Source organism: Microbacterium sp. HA-8 (assembly GCF_046111165.1).
GTDB lineage: Bacteria > Actinomycetota > Actinomycetes > Actinomycetales > Microbacteriaceae > Microbacterium.
This window is the reverse complement of the sequence record NZ_CP162025.1, coordinates 947,495-963,352: the sequence shown is the minus strand read 5'-3', so window position 1 is coordinate 963,352 and position 15,858 is coordinate 947,495. Positions and strand designations below refer to the sequence as shown.

The following is a 15,858-nucleotide window of genomic DNA, read 5'->3' as shown; positions in this document are numbered from 1 at the left end:
CCTCCTGCGGGTGGGGGGCGAACCGGGTCGGCTGGGCAGGGTCCGATCCGTCCCTAGATTCTACGTCTGCACGACCTCTCGCATTCCCGCGCGCGAGCCCGTCGCATTCCCGCGCGCGAGCCCGTGATCCCGCGGCCTGAGAGGCCACGGCATCCCGTGTCAGCTCGGTTGCGATTCGGTATCACGTGCCGACGTGCGCAGACCGATCTGGCACCGAAACACCGCCGACACATTACGCTCGTACCGTCGTCCATCAAGGCGGATGCGACGCGACCATCCGCGGATGGCGCCCGGACTGGAGGATCTGTGAGTCCCACGACCGCGATGGCAAGGCGTTCCCGGGTGGGATCGATCCTTGCCTTAGGTGCGCTGCTCGGCGTCTTCCTCGCGATGATCTTGACCCTGGCCGCTGCTCCGGCGTCGGCCGCCGAAGACGACCCGTACCGCATCAGCGGCAACGTGCAGCTCGACGGCGAACCCCTCGAGGGCGTCCGGCTCGTCATCGACGGACCCGGCGGCGAGCAGGAGGTCGAGACGGATGCCGAGGGCCAATGGCGCGTCGGCGTCCCCGAACGCGGCGAGACCTACACCGTCACCCTCGATGAGGACACCCTGCCGGAGGGCATCGCCGTCGTCGACGAGGAGAGCGACACCCCGAACGAGAAGGAGGTGGAGGTCGGGGCCGGAGGGCGCGTGACCGTCAACTTCTTCATCGGCGAGGGTGAGCGCAACGTCACTTCGTTCGCCGACCAGCTCGTGGAGCGCATCGTGCAGGGGCTGAGCTTCGGTCTCATGCTGGGCCTGGCCGCCGTGGGCCTCTCGCTCGTGTTCGGCACCACCGGCATCTCCAACTTCGCCCACGGCGAAATGGTCACCTTCGGCGCGATCGCGGCCCTCGTGCTGGTCGGGCCGGCAAGCCTCGCGCTGCCCCTCTGGCTCGGGTTCCCTCTCGCCATCATCCTCAGCGCCGGGCTCGGGCTCGTGCTCGACATGATCCTGTGGCGACCGCTGCGAAGGCGCAGAGTCGGCGTCGTGCAGCTCATGATCGTCTCGATCGGCCTCTCGCTCGCGCTGCGATACGTCTTCCAGTTCTTCATCGGCGGCGGCACACTGCAGCTGCCGTACTCCTCGACGCCGCGCATCAACCTGTTCGGTTCGGTGCAGATGAGCGTGATCGACATGATCTCGATCGCGATCTCGATCGTCGTCATCGTCGCCTTCGCCCTCTGGCTGACCCGCTCGCGGCTCGGCAAGGCGACCCGGGCGATCTCCGACAACCCCTCGCTCGCGGCCGCCTCCGGCATCGACGTGGACTTCGTGGTGCGGGTGGTCTGGGTCGTGGCGGGTGGCCTGGCCGGACTCGCCGGAATCCTCTACGCGTACTTCCGCCCCGGCATCCGCTGGGACATGGGTGCGCAGGTGCTGCTGCTGATGTTCGCCGCCGTCATCCTCGGCGGACTCGGCACGGCCTACGGCGCCCTCGTCGGCGCCCTCATCGTCGGCATCCTGGTCGAGGTGTCGAGCCTGTGGATCCCCGCCGACCTGAAGTACGCCAGCGCGCTGTTCATCCTGATCGTGATCCTGCTGTTCCGACCGCAGGGCATCCTCGGCCGCCGCGAGAGAATAGGTTAAGCGCACCATGGACTGGCTCCAGATCCTCTCCAACTCGGCGTCGTCGATCATCAGCCCCGCCACGCTGGGCTACGCCCTCGCCGCCCTGGGCCTGGCCGTGCACTTCGGCTACACGGGCCTGATCAACATGGGCATCGCCGGCTTCATGGCCATCGGCGCGTACGGGTACGCCATCTCGGTGCTCACCTTCGGGCTCGAGTGGTGGCTCGCGGCGATCCTCGGCCTCGTGGCGTCCGCGATCTTCGCGGTGATCCTCGGCATCCCGACCCTGCGGCTGCGCGGCGACTATCTCGCGATCGTCACGATCGCCGCCGCCGAGGTGGTGCGCCTGCTGTTCCTCACGACGGCGTTCGACGAGTTCACCGGCTCGGCCGACGGCCTCAGCGGCTATCACTCGAGCTTCCGGGCGGCCAACCCCATCCCGACGGGCACCTACGGCTTCGGCCCCTGGACCTACAACGAGACGCAGTGGTGGGTGCGCATCATGGGCATCGTCACGCTCGCAATCGCCGCGCTGGTGGTGTGGATGCTGATGCGCAGCCCCTGGGGACGTGTGCTCAAGGGCGTGCGCGAAGACGAGGACGCCGTGCGCTCGCTCGGCAAGAACGTCTACGCCTACAAGATGCAGTCCCTCGTGCTGGGCGGTGTGCTCGCCGCAGCGGGCGGCATCGTCTACGCGCTGCCCTCGGCGGTCAGCCCCGGCGTCTACGTCACCTCGCTGACCTTCTTCGTCTGGACGGCGCTGCTCCTCGGCGGCGCGGCGACGGTCTTCGGTCCGATCCTCGGGTCGCTGATCTTCTGGGTGCTCCAGACGTTCCTCTCCAACGTGCTCCCCGCGCTCGTGCAGGCCGGTGTCCTGCCGTTCATGAGCCAGATCCAGGCGGGCACGCTGCGCTTCATCCTCGTGGGCGTCGCGCTCATGCTGCTCGTGATCTTCATGCCGCAGGGAATCCTCGGCAACAAGAAGGAGCTGACCTTTGTCAAATGATGCCCAGGGCGCGGCGACCACCGCCCCCGTCGCGCGCCCCAAGACCACCGGCCTGCACGTCGGCGAGGCGGCGCCCGGCGTCGCCAAGGTCGACCCGATCCTCGTCGCCGACAACGTGCGGCGCACGTTCGGCGGTGTCACGGCGGTCGACGTCGATCACCTCGAGATCCCGCGCGGCGCGATCACGGCGCTGATCGGTCCGAACGGGGCCGGCAAGACCACGCTGTTCAATCTGCTGACGGGCTTCGACAAGCCCAACACGGGCACCTGGTCGTTCGAGGGCAGGTCGCTCTCGGGTGTCTCGGCCTACCGTGTCGCCCGGATGGGCCTCGTGCGCACCTTCCAGCTGACCAAGGCGCTCGGCTTGCTCACGGTGCTCGAGAACATGAAGCTCGGCGCCACCGGCCAGCGGGGCGAGAAGTTCTGGCAGAGCCTGATCCCGGCGATCTGGCGCAGGCAGGATGCCGAGATCGAGGAGCGCGCGATGCGCATCCTCGCCAAGTTCAAGCTCGACACCAAATCGGCCGACTTCGCCGCGAGCCTCTCGGGCGGCCAGCGCAAGCTGCTCGAGATGGCGCGCTCGCTGATGACCCAGCCGACCCTCGTCATGCTCGATGAGCCGATGGCCGGGGTGAACCCGGCGCTGACGCAGTCGCTGCTCGATCACATCCTCGACCTCAAGGACGAGGGCATGACGGTCCTGTTCGTCGAGCACGACATGCACATGGTGCGCCACATCGCCGACTGGGTGGTCGTGATGGCGGAGGGTCGCGTCGTCGCCGAGGGCGACCCGTACACGGTCATGCGCAACCCCGCCGTCATCGACGCCTACCTCGGCGCACACCAGGAGCTCGACCTCGGTGTCGTCACGGGCCGGATCACGGCGATCGAGGCCGATCCGACGACGGATGCCGCAGCATCCGCCTCCGCCAGCGCCGACGCGCTGGTCGCCGACGGGATCGCCGAGGACGAGGGACCCGCGGGCGGCGCGGGCCGGCCGGGCGCTTCGGGCGCGCCGGGCGATTCGGGCGGATCGGGCGGATCGGGCGAGTCGGGCGGATCGGGCGAGCCGGAGGCCGATACACAGGCCGACACGAAGGAGCAGAAGTGAGCACCGACCTTCTCACCGGCCAGGTGGTGGTGCACGTCGACGACGTGCACGCCGGCTACCTGCCCGGGGTCAACATCCTCAACGGCTGTTCGCTCACCGCCCACCAGGGCGAGCTGATCGGCATCATCGGACCCAACGGCGCCGGAAAATCGACCCTGCTCAAGGCGATCTTCGGCCAGGTCAACATCCGCAGCGGCACGGTCACCCTTGCCGGCGACGACATCACGGGGCTGCGGGCCAACAAGCTGGTCGCCCGCGGGGTGGGCTTCATCCCGCAGACCAACAACGTCTTCCCGAGCCTGACGATCGAAGAGAACCTGCAGATGGGCCTGTACCAGCGCCCGTCGGCCTACAAGGAGCGACTCGAGTTCGTCACCGGCATCTTCGCCGAGCTGGGCAAGCGCCTCAAGCAGCGGGCGGGCTCGCTCTCGGGCGGCGAGCGGCAGATGGTCGCCATGAGTCGGGCGCTGATGATGGACCCCAAGGTTCTGCTGCTCGACGAGCCGTCCGCCGGGCTCTCCCCCGTCCGGCAGGACGAGGCGTTCATCCGCGTCTCCGAGATCAACAAGGCCGGCGTCACCTGCATCATGGTCGAGCAGAACGCGCGTCGGTGCCTGCAGATCTGCGACCGCGGCTACGTCCTCGACCAGGGCCGCGACGCCTACACCGGCACGGGACGCGAGCTGCTCAGCGACCCCAAGGTCACGGAGCTGTACCTGGGCACGCTCGGCACCTGAGCCTCAGTCCGCTTGTTCCGGCGGGGTGGATGCAGCGACAGCATCCACCCCGTCGTTCTTGGCGTGGCGCGTCCGGGGCGCCGCGGTGCGGCGGCAACGCCCGCTGTTCTGGCGCCACACCCGGCGTGCTGGCACCATGCCCGGCGTGCTGGCGCCATGCCCGGCGTGCCAACATTCCGGAGCCACACGGCAGATCAGGCCCGTATCCGACGTGATCGGGGCCGAGGCACCGATGCCTCCGGAGTGTTGTGCACGCGAAGCCCGATCCGCTGGGCCATCCCGACGATCACCCGGCCGAGCGCCGGTGTATCGGCAAGGATGTCGGCCGCCACGGGACGAATGGTGGCGTAGCCGAGCGCCGCCGCCGCCAGGTCCCGCCGTCGATCCGCGGCCTGTGCCTCCCACCCGCTGTGGTGCGCACGACTGTCGCATTCGATGATGAGCCACCCCTCGACGACGAAGTCGACGCGACCGACACCCGGGATCTCGACCTGGCACTCGAAGGTCAACCCCAAGGCACGCAGGAGCAGGCGGACGAAGGTCTCGGGGCCCGACTCGCAGCGCCCGTCCACCAGCGCGCGCAGGGCGCGGCGCCGCCGTGGAATGTGCCGGAACAGCTCGTCCAGGTCGTCCTCGTCGATGAGCCCCAGATGCAGCGCGCTGTCGAGGGTCGCGAGCGCGGCCCGTGGCGGCTGGCACAGCGTCGCTTGCAGAAGCGCGTCGAAGACCTCGACCCGGAGCGAGGAAGGGGGTGGTGTCCTGTGCAGCGGTGTCCAGTGCAGTCGCACCCCCGCCTTCGTGCGCAACCGGGTCGCATGCGGTGGCACCTGGACGTGAACGCCCTCACGTTCGAGCACGAAGACGCCGAGCTCGCTCAGCAGGGTGATGCACGTGACAAGTCCTCCGACGTGGGCGGCGCTCAATGAGGCAAGGGAGGAGTCCGGATGTACGTACACGCCTTGCCGGGGCCGAGCGACACCTCCCCCGCGCACCATGCCCGTGATCCGGCGCTGCGAGAGGCCGGCGGACTTGAGGTCGGCGTGGACGTAGAGGCGATCGGGGTGCATGTCGAACATGCATGCAGCATCGGACTCCGCGCCGAGGGCGGCCGGCCGAATGCGGTGCGCTCGGGGACACCGCGCTTCCGCGGAGCGGTGGGGAGGACCGGTCGCGTGCCAAAGATCCGGAGAATCGGGGCCGCTCAGCCCGAATCGGCCCGGATCGGGCCCGGGGCGCAGCACGGGTCCGGAGTGTTGACCGGTTTCGGCCGAGGGGGCGGCCCCCTCTGGGCGCGGCCGCCCAGCCCGACCCCTTTTGGTCGACCCGATCTGAGCCGCGCCGAGCCGCGCCGAGCCGCGCCGAGCCGCGCCGAGCCGACATTTTTGCAGCGAGCCACCAGACGTCGTGTGGTGGCTCGCTGCAAAAATGTGGGTTCGACGGATCCGAGCGCCCGCTCGACGGATCCGAGCGCCCGCTCGACGGGTCGACGGATCGGCGCGTGGTCCGGAAGGCGGACGACGGTGCGGGCGGACGACGGCACCGGCGACGCGGACGACGGCCACAGGCGGTGTGGACGCCGCAGACGACGGCGCAAGCGGCGCCGCCACGCCGACATGCGAAGGGGCCCCGGTTCCGAAGAACCGGGGCCCCGACGCGTGGTGTGGAGAGCTCAGCCCTCGTAGGCCACGTAGGTGTTGTCTTCGACGAACTCGTAGATGCCGATCGACGCCTCGGTCGGGTCGCCGACCTCGTCGAACGTGATCGGACCCGAGATGCCGTCGTAGTCGGCCACGCCGCCACCGAGGATGATGTCGGCACACTCGGCGTAGGTCGAGCAGGTCTCGCCCTCGCCGGAGCCACCGGAGACCTCGATGAGCGCCTCGGCGATCGCCGCGCTGTCGGTCGAGCCAGCGGTGAGCGACGCGAGCGCGAGCAGGATCGTGGCGTCGTAGGACTCGGCCGCGTAGCTGTACTCCTCGAGCGGGGCGGTGCCCTCGGCCTCAAGGAAGGCGTCGAGCTCGCCCGTGAAGTCAGCGAGCGAATCGATCGTCAGACCCGGCAGCGTGCCCTTGGCGCCCGTGAGTGATCCGGCGGGGAACTCGTCGCCGAAGTTCGACAGGTTGCCGTCGACGAAGTACAGCTTGTCGGCGGGGATCTGGCCGAACAGGCTCGGCAGGATCGTCGTGACCTCCTCGAACGTGATCAGGGCGATCGCGTCGGGGTCGGCCGCGAGGACCTCGCTGATCTGCGCGTCGAACGACGTGTCACCCGTGTTGTACGTGGGCGCCGCGACGACCTCGCCACCGGCGGCCTCGAAAGCCTCGGTGACGTAGCCCGCGAGTCCGGTGCCGTACGAGTCGTTGAGCACGATCATGCCGAGCGTCTGGTTGCCGTCCTCGGCGATCAGGTTGCCGAGAACCTCGCCCTGCAGCACGTCGGAGGGAGCGGTGCGGAAGTACAGACCGTTGTCGTCGTACGTCGTGAACGCGTCGGACGTGTTCGCCGGGGAGAACAGGATCGTGCCGGCGCCGACGACCTGGTCGATGAACTGCAGAGAGACACCGGACGACGCGGCACCGATGATGGCCGAGACGTCCATGCCCAGAAGGCGCGGGATCTCGGTCTCGTAAGCCTTGTTGTCGGTGTCGCCCGAGTCGCCGTACTCGACCTCGATGGTCAGGCCGGTGTCGGCGGTGGCCTCGTTGATCTGCGATGCGGCGTATGCCACACCGGCCTCCTCGGGCGGGCCGAGGAAGGCGAGGTTTCCGGTCTGGGGCAGCGCGGTGCCGATCGTGAGGGTCATCTCCTCGCCGGCCTCGGCGGCGGGCTCGGACGACTCGGTGTCGCCGCCGCTGCCGGCACAGCCTGCGAGGAAGAGCGCGCTGACGCCGACCGCGGCGATACCGCCGAGGACCTTGCCGCGCGAGCGGGTGAAGCCGTTCATGTTGCTCCTTGCTGTGAATGAACGTGAGGCACGGCTCGGGAAGCCTGCCCAGTGGATTCACCCTAAGCGCGGGACCCGCCCACCAATGTTGCGGTGCGTTAACGATGTGTCACAGTAAAGTCACGACCCGATAACGGGCCGGTTTTGCCGCCCGAACGGGACAGTTTCCCCCACCGACGGGATGCTGCAGCCACTGTTCCCCCATCGACCCGGTACCACCTGGCGAAGAACCCGGTTCCGCGTCAGGTGATCGCGCCCAGGTCGGAGGCGCCTCGCGCCCGCCGCGCGAAGAGCAGCGAGTCGACCGTCAGCACCGTGAGCGAGACCCAGACGAGCGCGAACCCGATCCATCTCTCGAGGGGCATCGGCTCGCCGAGGAGGAACGCCCCCGTGACGAACTGCATGATCGGCGCGATGAACTGCAGCAGTCCCATCACGGTCAGGGGCACGCGCCGCGCACCCGCGGCGAAGAACAGCAGCGGGGTGGCCGTGGCGACACCCGCGAGCAGGAGCAGCGCGGCGTGCCCGATGCCGGCGCTGCCGAGGGTGAGGCCCGTCGTGAGCGAGACGACGATCAGCTGCCCGATCGCGACCGGCATGAGCCAGAAGGACTCGAGCGTCAGACCGCCGACCGCATCGACGGCCGGACCGATCTGCTTCTTGATCAGCCCGTAGACACCGAATGTGGCGGCGAGGGTCAACGCGATCCACGGGAACGAGCCGTAACCCACCATGATCACGATGACGGCGAGCGCACTGATGGCGATCGCGATCCACTGCGTCGGGCGCAGGCGTTCGCGCAGCACGAGCACACCGAGGATGACGGTGAAGATCGGGTTGATGAAGTAGCCGAGGCTCGTCTCGATCACGTGGCCCGTGAGCGTCGCGATGAGGAAGACCTGCCAGTTCACGTAGATCACGGCTCCCGCGAGGGCGGTCCACAACAGCAGCCGCGGTTGCCGGATGATGCGCGCGAACGCGCCCCACGAGCGGGTGACCGACAGCAGCAGCACGCAGAAGACGAGCGAGAGCAGGATGCGCCAGGCCACGATCTCCCACGGACCGGTCGGGGCCAGCAGCAGGAAGTAGAGAGGGAGGAATCCCCACAGCAGGTAGGCGGTGAAGGCATATATGCCGCCGACGGCGCGCTCGCGCGCCGGGTCGGGCGTGGCGGAAACCCCCGCGGATGTGACCGACCGCGCAGCATCGGGCGCGGGGGTGGGGCTCACCGGCTCAGCCTACGCCCGGTCACCGACACGACAGCATCCCGAGCCTGCCGAGTGTGCGTGGAATTCTGCCAGAGGCGCGGGCGCGGCCCTTCGACGGGCTCAGGGCGCGAAACGCGGGCGCGGCCCTTCGACGGGCTCAGGGCACGAGACACGAAGCCGCGGAGACATGCAGAAGGGCCCGGATGCCGAAGCACCCGAGCCCTTCCGATCGATCAGTCGCTCAGCGGACGACGACCGCGAGCACGTCGCGGGCCGAGAGCACGAGGAACTCATCGGCGCCGAACTTGACCTCGGTGCCGCCGTACTTGCTGTAGATCACGCGGTCGCCCACGGCGACGTCGAGCGGAACGCGGTTGCCGTTGTCATCGATGCGACCCGGGCCCACCGCGATGACCTCGCCCTCCTGGGGCTTCTCCTTCGCGGTGTCGGGGATGACCAGGCCAGAAGCCGTCGTCTGCTCCGCGTCGACCTGGCGGATGACGATGCGGTCCTCGAGCGGCTTGATGGAAACCTGAGTGGAAACCGTCACGGTCTACCTCTTTCTTGATCCAAGACTTGTTAGCAACCTCGTGGTGAGAGTGCTAATCACAGTGTAGGCATCCGCTGGCACTCATGCAACGCGAGTGCCAATCCGGGTGACGGATGCCGTCATCCGGCCGTGTCGGGGGCTGCACCTAGGCTGGTCCGGTGCTGATGTCCGAGCTCACCGCGCTGCTGACCCCCGAGGGTCTGCGGCTGCTCGACGCGACCCCGGCGCTGGAGTCGACAGACGACGTCGCCCGCGAGGTCACGCGGCTGCGCGCGGCGGGGCACTCCCCCGACCTGGTGTCGGCCGTCGTCGGGCAGGCGCGGCTGCGGGCACGCGCGCGGGCCAAGTTCGGCGACCTGGCCGAGCGCATGCTGTTCACGCGCGCGGGCCTCGAGCAGTCCACGCGGTTGCAGGTCGCGACGCTGCACGCGCGTCGCTTCCGCGATGCGGGCCCCTCGGTCGTCGCAGACCTGGGCTGCGGCATCGGCGGCGACGCCCTCGGGCTCGCGGGCCTCGGACTCGACGTGCGCGCCGTCGAGTCCGACGATGTCACAGCGGCCCTCGCGGCCTACAACCTCGCGCCGTTCCAGGGCGCGGCATCCGTCGTCTGCGGGCGCGCCGAAGATGCCGACCTCGCCGGCGTCGACGCGGTCTGGCTCGACCCCGCCCGTCGCACCGCGGGGCACAGCGAGACCCGGGCCGTTGGGGCGTCGGAGTACACGCCGAGCCTCGCATGGGCCTTCGGCCTCGCGGCTCGGATGCCCGCGGGCATCAAGCTCGGTCCGGCGTTCGATCGCGGCGAGATCCCCGACGACGTCGAGGCGCAGTGGATCACCGCCGATGGATCGACGATCGAACTCGTGCTGTGGTCCGGGGCCCTTGCCCGGCCGGGCGTGCGGCGCTCGGCGCTCGTGCTCACCGGCGGCGGGGCGCACGAGCTGACCGCGCCCGGCGACGCCGACGACGAGCCCGTGCGCGCGCTCGGTGCCTTCGTGCACGAGCCGGCGGGATCGGTCATCCGCGCTCGGCTGATCGGCGAGGTCGCGCGGGCGCTCGAGGCGGGTCCGCTCGCGCTCGGCGTGGCCTACCTGACGGGCGACGCGGCGCTGACGAGTCCGTTCGTGTCGTCGTTCCGCGTGCGCGAGGTGCTGCCCACCGACGTCAAGAAGCTCGCCCGCGCCCTGCGCGAGCGCGACATCGGCACCCTCGAGATCAAGAAGCGCGGGGTGGATGTCGATCCCGCCGTCCTGCGCACGCGTTTGCGACTCGCGGGACCCGAGTCCGCGACGCTGCTGCTCACGCGGGTGGGCGCCACGCGACTGGCGATCCTCGCCGATCGCGTCTGACGCCCGTGCCTCAGGCGAACAGCGTCGCCTGAGACGCCGCCCACGCGATCCAGATCATGCTGTAGATCAGCGACAGGATGCCGAGCGCGAGCGCCCACCCCGCGATCTGCCGACTCTCACCCGCGCGCCGGAGAGCCATTCCCGCGGCCACGACCGCGACGATACCGAGCGGAAAGCCCCAGCCCACGAACAGAGATGCGGCAAGGCCGACGATCGCCACAGCGAGCGCCCACCCCGCGATGCCGCGGGTGCGCGGCGGTGCCGGCACGGCCTCCGTATCGGGATTCTGCGGGAACGGCACCGGACCCGTCTCGGGCACGAGGGCGGGCGGGGGTACCGCGGCGGGAGCCGCGAGCCCCGTCTCGGGCGCGCGTGGCGTCACGCCGTCGGTTTGGCGCGGCGCCGCGCCCTCAGTCGCGCGCGACGTCATGCCCTCGGGCGCGCGCGGCGTCATGCCCTCGGGCGCGCGCGGCGTCATGCCCTCGGGCGCGCGCGGCGGCGAAGGGTCGGTCATGCCCGGGCCCCGGCATCCACCGTCTCGGCCGCCGCGACCTGGATCTCGGTCACCGGCAGGGTCGAGTCCGCGCCGAACGCGAGGGTCGACGCGGGGCGCCCCGACATGATCAGCTCGGAGGCCAGCGCCGCGATCATCGCGCCGTTGTCGGTGCACAGCGACAGCGGGGGGATGCGCACCGTGACGCCGGCGGCCTCGGCCCGCTCGAGAGCGACCTCGCGCAGGCGGCGGTTGGCGATCACTCCCCCGCCGAGCAGCAGGCGCGGCACGCCGTGCTGCGCACACGCGTCGAGGGCCTTGGTCACGAGCACGTCGATCACCGCCTCGCGGAAGGATGCCGCGACATCGGCGATCGGCACCTCGACACCCGCGGCCTCGGCCTGCTCGACCCACCGGGCGACGGCGGTCTTCAGACCCGAGAACGAGAAGTCGTAGCGATGCGCCGCCATGTCGCTGGCCCGAGACAGCCCCCGCGGAAAGCGGATCGCGCTCGGGTCGCCGGATGCTGCCGCACGGTCGATCTCGGGACCCCCGGGGTAGGGCAGTCCGAGCAGGCGCGCGACCTTGTCGAAGGCCTCGCCCGCGGCGTCGTCGACGGTCTCGCCGAGCAGTTCGACGTCGCTCGTCAGGTCGCGCACGAGGAGCAGGGAGGTGTGTCCGCCGCTGACGAGCAGGGCGACCGTCGGGTACTCGAGCGGCTCGGCAGCATCGTCGAGGATGTCTGCCGCGATGTGTCCGACGAGGTGGTTGACGGCGTACAGAGGCTTGCCGAGGGCGACGGCGAGCGCCTTCGCGGCGCCGACTCCCACCATGAGCGCGCCGGCAAGGCCGGGTCCGGATGTCACGGCGACAGCATCCACGTCGGCGAGGGCGACGCCGGATTCGGCGAGCGCCGCCTCGATCGCCGGCTGCAGCGCCTCGAGGTGTGCGCGGGCGGCGACCTCGGGCACGACGCCGCCGTAGCGGGCGTGCTCGTCCATGCTGCTGGCGATCGTGTTCGAGAGCAGCATGCGGCCGCGGACGATGCCGATGCCGGTCTCGTCGCAGCTGGTCTCGATGCCGAGCACGAGGGGCGCGGTGCGGTTCACGTGCAGGCTCCTGCCTCGGTGGTGATCTGCGCGCCCTGCGCCGGGTGGAGGGCGCGGGTTGTCGTCGCGGGCTCCCGGGCCGGACGCTGGGCCGCCCACTGCGCGGCCCACCCCCGCAGATCGAGGCGCATCACGACGGCGTCGACCCCGTCGGGCTGGTAGTACCGGGGCCTGCGACCGATCTCGGCGAACCCCTCCGACGTGTACAGCTGCTGCGCGACCGGATTGTCGGCGCGCACCTCGAGGAACACCTCGCGCGCCCCCAGCCCCGCCGCCTCGGCGAGCAGCGCCCGCAGCAGGGCCCGCCCGCGTCCTCGACCCCGGGCGGACTCGGCGAGAGCGATCGTCTGGATGTCGGCATCCGAGGCCCCGCGGGACGCCCGTACGCCCCCGTACCCGATCAGCCGGCCCGCTTCTTCGAGCACGAGGTAACGGCCGTGGGGCGAGGCGAGCTCTTCGCGCATCATCGCGTCGGACCACGCGTCGGTCGGGAACGATGCGCGCTCCAGGGCCATGATCGCGCCGAGGTCGGCGCCCGTCGCCGCGCGCACGCTCACGTGCCGACCCGCTTGCGCGGCCCGCCGACGGTGACGTCGGGTGAGCGCAGATAGAGGGGCTCGGATGCTGTGGCGACAGCATCCGACGCGATCTGTCGCGCGGCGACCCGGCCGAGGGCGGCCGCCGAGATCTCGGTGACGTCGATGCGGGTGGGGCTGGCGGAGGCGGCGTCGGTGGCGGTGGCGTCGGTGGCGTCCCCCGTGGTGGCCCCCGCCCCGGCGAGCCGTGCGTCGAGCTCGTCGCGGGGGGCGAGGTCGGGCTCGGCCGCGCGGATGGGCAGGCCGCGCTCGTCGATACCGGCGTAGATCGTGTACGCGAATTCGCGGCGCCGCGCGTCGGTCGTGATCGCGATGAGGCCTCGAATGCCGGGCCGGTCGAAGTGGGTGAGGGCCGCGGCGTCGTGACTGGCGACCGGGACGATCGGGATCCGACGACCGAGGGCGAAGGCTCGCGCGGCCGCGATGCCGATGCGCAGGCCGGTGAAGGGTCCGGGGCCCATGCCGGCGGCGACGTGCGTGATGTCGGCCGGGGTCGCGGCGGCGGCGTCGAGCGCGCGCTCGAGCAGATCGCCGATGATCTCGGCGTGGCCGAGGGCGTTCGGGGTGGATGCCTCGCCCCGCACCTCCCCGTCGAGGGTGACGACCGCGACGGCGGTGCCGAGCGAGGTGTCGATGGCGAGGATCACGCCCTCCAGGGTAGTCGCGGCGCCGCGGGGGCGGTGCGGGGGCGGTGCGGGGGCGTTGGGGCGTCAGAATCACCGTGGGGCGCGCTGCAGCACGCCCCACGGTGATTTCAACGCCCCAACGGCCGGAGAACATCGAGACCCAGCATCCAACGCCAGCCCACGCCCCGCAGAGCCGACGGTGGGGCGTCAGAATCACCTCGCGGCCGACGGAATCCCGCGTTGGGGCGTCAGAATCACCGTGGGGCGCGCTGCAGCACGCCCCACGGTGATTTCAACGCCCCAACGGCCGGAACCGACGCGCCCCAACGGCCGGAACCCACGCGCCCCAACGGCCGGGAACGACGCGCCCCAGCGGCCGGAACCCCCCGACGCCCCGGCGGGCAGGATCAACGCCCCAACGCCCGCAGAAGCAGGGCCGGGCCGAACACGCGCGGGATGCTGCGCTACGGCCGCCGCGCGATCGTCACGACCCGCGGCGCGTCGGCGTCGAGTTCGATGGTCGCGCGCGAGAGGTCGCCGCACATCGTGTCGGCACCCCGGCCGCCGACGGGACGCTCGATCTCGATCTCCCACCACACCTCGCGCAGCCCCTCGGCCATGCCGCGCCCCCACTCCACGACGACGACCGAGCCGTCGGCATCGATGTCGAGGTCGTCGAGCTCGAGCGCCGAGCCGAGGCGATACGCATCCGCGTGCACGAGCGGCGCCCCGCCGATGAGCGAGGGATGCGTGCGCGCGATCACGAACGTCGGACTCTGGATGGGCCCGCGCACGCCGAGACCCGCGGCGATGCCCCGTGTGAGCGTCGTCTTTCCCGCCCCCAGCGGACCCGTCAGCTCGAGCAGGTCGCCCGCCGCGAGTCCCGCACCGAGCCGGCGGCCGAGGTTCTCCATCGCCTGGGCATCGACCACGTCGTGCGTGCCGAGCAGGTCGTCCGCGACGCTCACGACGACACCTGCCGCCGCCCGACCCGCGCCCCGATGCGCGTGACGATCTCGTAATTGATGGTGCCGGCGGCATCCGCCCAGTCGTCGGCGGCGGGCACCCCGAGCGTCGGATCGCCGAACAGCACGACCTCGTCGCCGACCGCGACGGGGGTGTCGCCGACGTCGACGACGAACTGGTCCATCGCGATGCGGCCGGCCACGACGAAGCGGTGCCCCGCGATCGACACGGGCCCCCGCCCCGACGCCTGCCGCGGCACGCCGTCGGCGTACCCGAGGGGCACGAGGGCGAGCGTCGTCGCCGCGGAGGTGCGGTAGTCGTACCCGTACGACACGCCCTGGCCGGCCGGCACCCGGCGCACCGCGGCGACCGACGCGCGCAGCGTCATCGCGGGCCGCAGCCCCAGCGAGGCCGACGAGCGACCGGCGAACGGCGAGAGCCCGTACAGGCCGATGCCGATGCGCACGCAGTTCATGCGCGCCGCAGGCAGAGCGATCGCCGCGTTCGTGGCCGCGATGTGCCGCAGCGGCGGGGTGAGTCCCGCGGCCGCGGCGGCGACCACTCCCCGCTCGAACGCCTCGACGGCGGCGAGATCCTCGGCCTCGGAGGCGTTCGAGAGATGACTGAACAGCCCCACGACCCGCACCCGCCCGATGCGCTCGAGCCGGGCGGCCTCGGCGCACACCATGGCCCAGTCGGCCGGCGCGATGCCGTTGCGCGCGAGACCGGTCTCGAGCTTGAGGTGCACGCCCACGGGGCGGTCGGCGGATGCTGCCGCACCGGCTTGCAGCAGCTGGTCGATGTTGGAGATGCCGAGCTCGATACCCAGCGAGGCGGCCTCGGCGAACGACGCGCCGGGGGCGTGCAGCCACGCGAGGATGGGAGCGTAGATGCCCGCGCGGCGCAGCGCGAGCGCCTCGGCGATGTCGGCGACACCCAGGCGGGTCGCGCCGCCCTCGAGGGCAGCGATCGCCGCGCGCGCGGCGCCGTGGCCGTACCCGTCGGCCTTGACGACGGCGATGATCTCGTCGACGCCGGTGAGGCGTCGCAGGTGCCGGGTGTTGGCGGTGATCGACCCGACGTCGATCGTCGCCTCGCGCATGACTCCGGCGGGCAGCCGGCTCACGAGCGCTCCTCCCAGTCCGCTCCCGCGAACCGCACCTGGAAGCGGCGATCGGCGGGCTCCGCGCCGAGCACCGGCGCGGCCTCGGCGACGACGTAGGCCGTGGCGAATCCCGCGTCGTGGCTCATCGAGAGATGGATCGTGGTGATGCCGCGTGCCGCCACGACCTCGGCGGTCGAGCCCGCGAGCGTGAACCAGGGGCGACCGGACTCCTCGGGGGTGACTTCGATCTCGGTCCAGTGCACGCCGTCGGATCCGCCCAGTGCCTTGATGAGCGCCTCTTTGGCGGCGTACCGCGCGGCCAGGGACCGCGGGCGCAGCGCCCGCTCGGCGGGCGAGAAGAGCCGCTCGAGCAGGCGTGGGGTGCGCTCGATCGTGCGCTCGAAGCGCGGGATGTCGACGAGGTCGACGCCGATGCCGACGATCATC

At 71.0% G+C, this 15,858-nt stretch carries 16 protein-coding genes; 5 read left to right on the top strand and 11 right to left on the bottom strand.

From position 1 onward, the window contains the following. Positions 1 to 324 precede the first annotated feature (324 nt). Genes AB2L57_RS04590 through AB2L57_RS04575 form a run of 4 tightly spaced genes read left to right on the top strand, consistent with a single transcriptional unit; the run spans position 325 to position 4,468 of the window. On the top strand, positions 325 to 1,632 hold the full coding sequence (locus AB2L57_RS04590) for a branched-chain amino acid ABC transporter permease (protein ID WP_292811266.1): 1,308 nt from the start codon (positions 325 to 327) through the stop codon (positions 1,630 to 1,632). 7 nt (positions 1,633 to 1,639) lie between these two features. Then, a complete protein-coding gene (locus AB2L57_RS04585; protein ID WP_409048201.1) occupies positions 1,640 to 2,620 on the top strand; it encodes a branched-chain amino acid ABC transporter permease in 981 nt (326 codons plus the stop codon). A gap of 52 nt (positions 2,621 to 2,672) precedes the next feature. After that, positions 2,673 to 3,731, top strand: a complete 1,059-nt coding sequence (locus AB2L57_RS04580) for an ABC transporter ATP-binding protein (protein WP_409048676.1) — start codon at positions 2,673 to 2,675, stop codon at positions 3,729 to 3,731. Continuing rightward, complete coding sequence (locus AB2L57_RS04575; RefSeq protein WP_409048200.1) at positions 3,728 to 4,468, top strand: ABC transporter ATP-binding protein; 741 nt, start codon at positions 3,728 to 3,730, stop codon at positions 4,466 to 4,468. The genes AB2L57_RS04580 and AB2L57_RS04575 overlap by 4 nt, the downstream gene beginning before the upstream one ends. Positions 4,469 to 4,662: 194 nt before the next feature. Here the strand turns inward: AB2L57_RS04575 and AB2L57_RS04570 are convergent, their stop codons facing one another. From AB2L57_RS04570 to groES, 4 genes are all read right to left on the bottom strand, one after another. Beyond that, positions 4,663 to 5,544, bottom strand: a complete 882-nt coding sequence (locus AB2L57_RS04570) for an endonuclease domain-containing protein (RefSeq protein ID WP_409048199.1) — start codon at positions 5,542 to 5,544, stop codon at positions 4,663 to 4,665. A 593-nt stretch (positions 5,545 to 6,137) separates the two neighbouring features. Continuing rightward, the gene (locus AB2L57_RS04565) at positions 6,138 to 7,412 is read right to left on the bottom strand and encodes an ABC transporter substrate-binding protein (RefSeq protein WP_409048198.1); all 1,275 of its coding nucleotides are present in this window, start codon (positions 7,410 to 7,412) and stop codon (positions 6,138 to 6,140) included. A 242-nt stretch (positions 7,413 to 7,654) separates the two neighbouring features. Beyond that, complete coding sequence (gene rarD, locus AB2L57_RS04560; protein WP_292813727.1) at positions 7,655 to 8,641, bottom strand: EamA family transporter RarD; 987 nt, start codon at positions 8,639 to 8,641, stop codon at positions 7,655 to 7,657. Between the two features lie 220 nt (positions 8,642 to 8,861). Then, entirely contained in the window at positions 8,862 to 9,170 is a 309-nt protein-coding gene (gene groES / locus AB2L57_RS04555; protein ID WP_292813730.1) for a co-chaperone GroES, read from the bottom strand. A gap of 158 nt (positions 9,171 to 9,328) precedes the next feature. Here groES and AB2L57_RS04550 point away from each other — a divergent pair, with 158 nt between their 5' ends. Further along, entirely contained in the window at positions 9,329 to 10,516 is a 1,188-nt protein-coding gene (locus AB2L57_RS04550) for a THUMP-like domain-containing protein (RefSeq protein ID WP_409048197.1), read from the top strand. Between the two features lie 10 nt (positions 10,517 to 10,526). Here AB2L57_RS04550 and AB2L57_RS04545 read toward each other — a convergent pair whose 3' ends face one another. The 7 genes from AB2L57_RS04545 to AB2L57_RS04515 all read right to left on the bottom strand — a co-directional run bounded on the left by AB2L57_RS04545 (position 10,527) and on the right by AB2L57_RS04515 (position 15,857). Beyond that, positions 10,527 to 11,030 carry a hypothetical protein gene (locus AB2L57_RS04545; protein WP_409048196.1) on the bottom strand — a complete coding sequence of 168 codons (504 nt, stop codon included), beginning with the start codon at positions 11,028 to 11,030 and terminating at the stop codon, positions 10,527 to 10,529. Beyond that, positions 11,027 to 12,118 (bottom strand): tRNA (adenosine(37)-N6)-threonylcarbamoyltransferase complex transferase subunit TsaD, encoded by a 1,092-nt coding sequence (gene tsaD / locus AB2L57_RS04540; protein WP_409048195.1) that lies wholly within the window; start codon positions 12,116 to 12,118, stop codon positions 11,027 to 11,029. The genes AB2L57_RS04545 and tsaD overlap by 4 nt, the downstream gene beginning before the upstream one ends. Next, positions 12,115 to 12,675, bottom strand: coding sequence for a ribosomal protein S18-alanine N-acetyltransferase (gene rimI / locus AB2L57_RS04535; protein WP_409048194.1), 561 nt, complete (start codon positions 12,673 to 12,675; stop codon positions 12,115 to 12,117). The genes tsaD and rimI overlap by 4 nt, the downstream gene beginning before the upstream one ends. Then, a complete protein-coding gene (tsaB, locus tag AB2L57_RS04530; RefSeq protein WP_409048193.1) occupies positions 12,672 to 13,361 on the bottom strand; it encodes a tRNA (adenosine(37)-N6)-threonylcarbamoyltransferase complex dimerization subunit type 1 TsaB in 690 nt (229 codons plus the stop codon). Before tsaB ends, rimI begins: the two co-directional genes overlap by 4 nt. A 443-nt stretch (positions 13,362 to 13,804) precedes the next feature. Next, positions 13,805 to 14,308 carry a tRNA (adenosine(37)-N6)-threonylcarbamoyltransferase complex ATPase subunit type 1 TsaE gene (tsaE, locus tag AB2L57_RS04525; protein ID WP_409048192.1) on the bottom strand — a complete coding sequence of 168 codons (504 nt, stop codon included), beginning with the start codon at positions 14,306 to 14,308 and terminating at the stop codon, positions 13,805 to 13,807. After that, positions 14,305 to 15,432: an alanine racemase gene (gene alr, locus AB2L57_RS04520; protein WP_292813748.1), complete on the bottom strand. Its 1,128-nt coding sequence runs from the start codon at positions 15,430 to 15,432 to the stop codon at positions 14,305 to 14,307. Before alr ends, tsaE begins: the two co-directional genes overlap by 4 nt. Further along, positions 15,429 to 15,857, bottom strand: a complete 429-nt coding sequence (locus AB2L57_RS04515; RefSeq protein WP_292813751.1) for a holo-ACP synthase — start codon at positions 15,855 to 15,857, stop codon at positions 15,429 to 15,431. The genes alr and AB2L57_RS04515 overlap by 4 nt, the downstream gene beginning before the upstream one ends. Between the last annotated feature and the right edge of the window lies 1 nt (position 15,858).

Excerpts from the sequence above, each read along its gene's own strand:
- AB2L57_RS04570 (WP_409048199.1), bottom strand. The coding sequence starts at position 5,544 with ATGTTCGACATGCACCCCGATCGCCTCTACGTCCACGCCGACCTCAAG.
- AB2L57_RS04515 (WP_292813751.1), bottom strand. The coding sequence starts at position 15,857 with ATGATCGTCGGCATCGGCGTCGACCTCGTCGACATCCCGCGCTTCGAG.
- AB2L57_RS04565 (WP_409048198.1), bottom strand. The coding sequence starts at position 7,412 with ATGAACGGCTTCACCCGCTCGCGCGGCAAGGTCCTCGGCGGTATCGCC.
- AB2L57_RS04545 (WP_409048196.1), bottom strand. The coding sequence starts at position 11,030 with ATGACCGACCCTTCGCCGCCGCGCGCGCCCGAGGGCATGACGCCGCGC.
- AB2L57_RS04585 (WP_409048201.1), top strand. The coding sequence starts at position 1,640 with ATGGACTGGCTCCAGATCCTCTCCAACTCGGCGTCGTCGATCATCAGC.
- AB2L57_RS04590 (WP_292811266.1), top strand. The coding sequence starts at position 325 with ATGGCAAGGCGTTCCCGGGTGGGATCGATCCTTGCCTTAGGTGCGCTG.